This window comes from Pseudobacteroides sp., assembly GCF_036567765.1.
Lineage (GTDB): Bacteria > Bacillota > Clostridia > Acetivibrionales > DSM-2933 > Pseudobacteroides.
In genome coordinates this window covers 1-3,643 of the sequence record NZ_DATCTU010000030.1, presented here as the reverse complement: position 1 = coordinate 3,643, position 3,643 = coordinate 1, and the positions used below count along the sequence as shown (strand labels likewise).

The window sequence follows — 3,643 nt, the reverse complement described above, 5'->3', positions numbered from 1 at the left end:
GCCATGCCCTTTTTTATTTGCTCTGTCGTAACAATATACTTTTTTCAAAGTTCAATAAGGTTTTTTACCTTGTTTTTTATGAATCAAACCTGAATTTTTGTTTTCAAGCCAATTACCAGTTACTTTTCGAAACTATACATAATATTCCCTGGAGCATTTAAAGGTGCTATATTATATATCTTAGCCCCATCACTTAAATCTACCCCTTGTTCTTTACAAGAAGTTTCTCCATGTATGCTACACATCGGTACATGAAATATGCAGCTATTGCCAGTATAAATACACTGGTCATCACCAGATCCAGTTGGAACACTTGCCCGCCATATACTATTAGGTATCCTATACCTGCCTTTGAAATTAAAAACTCCCCCACAATAACTCCAACCCATGAAAGTCCTACATTTACCTTCAGAGCATTCATTATAACGGGAAGGGATGACGGCAATACTACCTTTTGCATGATCTGAAACTTATTTGCTCCGAAGGTTTTGGCAAGCTTGATTTTATCTTGATCAACCCCCATAAATCCGTTCAAGATTTCCAGAATTGTCACAACGATGGAAATGGTAAGTACAATAGCAATTATCGATATGGGACCTGCACCTATCCAAACTATAAATATCGGTCCTAACGCTATTTTAGGCAAACTGTTCAATATGACAAGGTATGGTTCGAAAACCTTCGATAAAAACTCAGACCACCACAGAATGATTGCTATTATTATGCCTAAAATAGTACCAAGAGAAAAGCCTACAACTGTTTCAAGGCATGTTATGCCTATATGCTTAAAAAGCTGCCCCTCATTGTATAGATTGATAAGGGTGGTAAAGATCCTTGATGGCTGGCTTGTTATAAAAGGATCAATAAACTTTAATCTTGCAGCTGCCTCCCACAACCCAAGGAACAGTGCCAATATAAGTATTTGAGTCAGAAATATGCAAAGCTTTTTGACCCTGACTTTCTTTAGGTATTCCTTATGCTCCTCCGATATATATTCATTACCTCTGTCACACATAGACATCCAGCTCCTTCCATATTATATTGAAATACTTAGAAAACTCAGGAGATTCCCGTGATTTTAAAGGTGTTCTCAAGCTTCCGGAAAATATAATGTCATGAATACTTTTCACGGTAGCCGGCCTTTTCGAAAGAACTGCCACTCTGTCCGCCACACTTATGCACTCAGCTATATCATGGGTTACAAGAATAGCTGTTTTGTTTTCTTTTTTAATAATTGAGTAAATATCATCAGTAACTGCAAGCCTGGTTTGATAATCAAGTGCTGAAAATGCTTCATCTAAAAGCAGTATTTCAGGTTTAGCAGCAAGGGTCCTTATAAGTGCAGCCCTCTGCCTCATGCCTCCTGAAAGCTGTGAAGGATATTTGTCTTTAAATTCATATAATCCGTAAGTTTCTAGAAGTTCTAATGCATACTCCTTACTTTCTTTTGTAAGTGCTCTCCTGATTTCCAGACCTAAAAGTATATTTTGAAGTATTGTCCTCCATTCGAAAAGATGATCCTTCTGGAGCATGTATCCCACCATATGTAAGTTCTCTTCCTGGGGCCTGCCGGCAATTAGAACCTTTCCCGATGTCGGATTCACAAGCCCTGAAATTATAGAAAGTATGGTGGATTTACCACATCCGCTGGGTCCTACAATGCTAATGAATTCTCCTTTTTTCACAGAGAAATCTATATTTTCCAAAGCATTAATCTCACCATTTAGTGAGTGGTATTTCATGCCAATATTCTCCAAGTTTACTATAAAATCCACATCCCATACCGCCCTAATTTATGGTAATGGTACATTATATGCAAAAAGCCTTGAAAGAGTATATACTCCATCAAGGCTTTTCTTATGTCTATTCTAGCTTTTATTATTTATTAATGCTTTTATTGTTTCTTCATTGCTTTAAATGCCACTCTCTTTTCATCTTCTATTTCCTTACCGCCTGATTTCATGTAATCATCAACAAGTGAATCATAAGTCTTATCAAAATCTGCTGGCTTACAAGTAATTGATTTAACGAAGATCTGCACTTCTTTGTCTGTAAGTGCCTTAGCGTATTTTGCTTCAGACTCAATAACTCTGTCAAAACGAGGCATGTAACCAGCGTCTTTTAATGCTATGTTGTAAGCTTCTGTAAACTTATTTTCAAATCCCGGGTATCCGAAGGAAGCAGCTTTTATGTTCTTTTCAGTACTTCCAAATTCCTTACCGTTTACTATAATTGACAAGTCAATATAGTTTGCTTTTTTCTCATCAGGAAGCTTGTCATTTGAAATAACGTTCATTGGTATGCCATCTTGTTCATCAGTGTACTGATCACCCTTAACTCCGTTTTGGAGGAATTTTAACACTTCAGGTTTTGACATCCAATCAAGGTATTTAATTGCTTCAACAGCTCTTTTGCTTGATTTTGGTACAATTAGGAATAAACCGTTTGGATTATATTTCATTTTTATGTTTTTGCCATCAGCGTTCTTAAATGGATCTATCGGAATAATGTCGCTGTCAGGTACGTTTTTCTTAAGCTCAGTTGCCAAACCAGGTGTGATTCTGTATGGGAAGTCATAGCTTTGTATGAAAGAACCAACCTTACCTTGTGCAACATCCTTTTCATACTGCTTGCCGTCTTTATCCAAAACAAATTGTTGATTTAAGAGTTTTTCATTATACAATTTGTTCATAAATCTCATACCTTCTTTAAAGCCAGGTATTACCCAGTTTCTCATGGAATATCTATCTTCCTCGGATATTGGCTTTTTAAATGACTCAAGAAGAGTATGTGAAGTCCAGTTAATATTATTAGGGTCAACAGTGATTGTAAAAGGAATAACCTTATCACCAAGTTTACCCGGATCTTTTTCCTTAAAAGCTTTTAATGTGTTATAGAACTGATCAGTTGTTTCAGGAACAGGCATATTTACTTTATCAAGCCAGTCTTTTCTGATAAATGTTCCAAAGCAAGCTTCCATAACCCTCTTTGCAGGAACTGCATATTGTACTCCGCCCCAGTTGCCGTAGCTTAACAAAGTATCGCCAAGATAAGCTTTAAGATTTTTACCGTGTTCATCAAGCAGTTTTCCTAAATCAGTAAGTCCGCCATTCTTTATGTAGTTGTACATCAAACCTTCATTATAAGTAAAGCAAATATCTGGAGCCTGGTTTGCTGCCATCAACACATTGAGCTTATCAACTTCCTGGTTTCTTAAAACAGGTACAAATTTCAGCTTAATGCCGTTTGGATCGCCAAAATTTTTCTGTATCCAGTCTGTCTGAAAATTCTTATCTGCCTGATATCCTGGTGTTGATCTGTCAAAAACTTCAACTGTCAATTCTACCATTTCCTTTGGCTTTTCACTGGCTGTAGTATCATCAGCCTTTTCGCCTTGGCTGCCGCAGCCGGTAATTGCGGTTGAAAGCATTGCCACTAGCAGCGTAGTACTTAATACTTTGCTAAAACGCTTTTTCATAAATACGTCCCCCTAATATAATAATGTATGCTCTCGGAAACTCCGAGGGCTTTATTTATCTGACTTTTGAGAGTTAAATTTTCTTTTTCACCCCCACAAATCAGTTAAAATTTTATTAAAATTTCCAGCTATAATTTCCACAATTATACTAATGTGGTATTGTAC

At 36.8% G+C, this 3,643-nt stretch carries 3 protein-coding genes; all 3 read right to left on the bottom strand.

What is annotated here, in order from left to right:
• Positions 1-199: 199 nt before the first annotated feature.
• The gene (locus VIO64_RS04365) at positions 200-1,015 is read right to left on the bottom strand and encodes an ABC transporter permease (protein WP_331915540.1); all 816 of its coding nucleotides are present in this window, start codon (positions 1,013-1,015) and stop codon (positions 200-202) included.
• Positions 1,008-1,742, bottom strand: coding sequence for an ABC transporter ATP-binding protein (locus VIO64_RS04360; RefSeq protein ID WP_414705234.1), 735 nt, complete (start codon positions 1,740-1,742; stop codon positions 1,008-1,010). The genes VIO64_RS04365 and VIO64_RS04360 overlap by 8 nt, the downstream gene beginning before the upstream one ends.
• Before the next feature lie 152 nt (positions 1,743-1,894).
• Positions 1,895-3,478, bottom strand: a complete 1,584-nt coding sequence (locus VIO64_RS04355) for an extracellular solute-binding protein (protein WP_331915536.1) — start codon at positions 3,476-3,478, stop codon at positions 1,895-1,897.
• Positions 3,479-3,643 lie beyond the last annotated feature (165 nt).

Coding starts and splice junctions, on each gene's coding strand:
- VIO64_RS04360 (WP_414705234.1), bottom strand. CDS start 1,742: ATGAAATACCACTCACTAAATGGTGAGATTAATGCTTTGGAAAATATA.
- VIO64_RS04355 (WP_331915536.1), bottom strand. CDS start 3,478: ATGAAAAAGCGTTTTAGCAAAGTATTAAGTACTACGCTGCTAGTGGCA.
- VIO64_RS04365 (WP_331915540.1), bottom strand. CDS start 1,015: ATGTGTGACAGAGGTAATGAATATATATCGGAGGAGCATAAGGAATAC.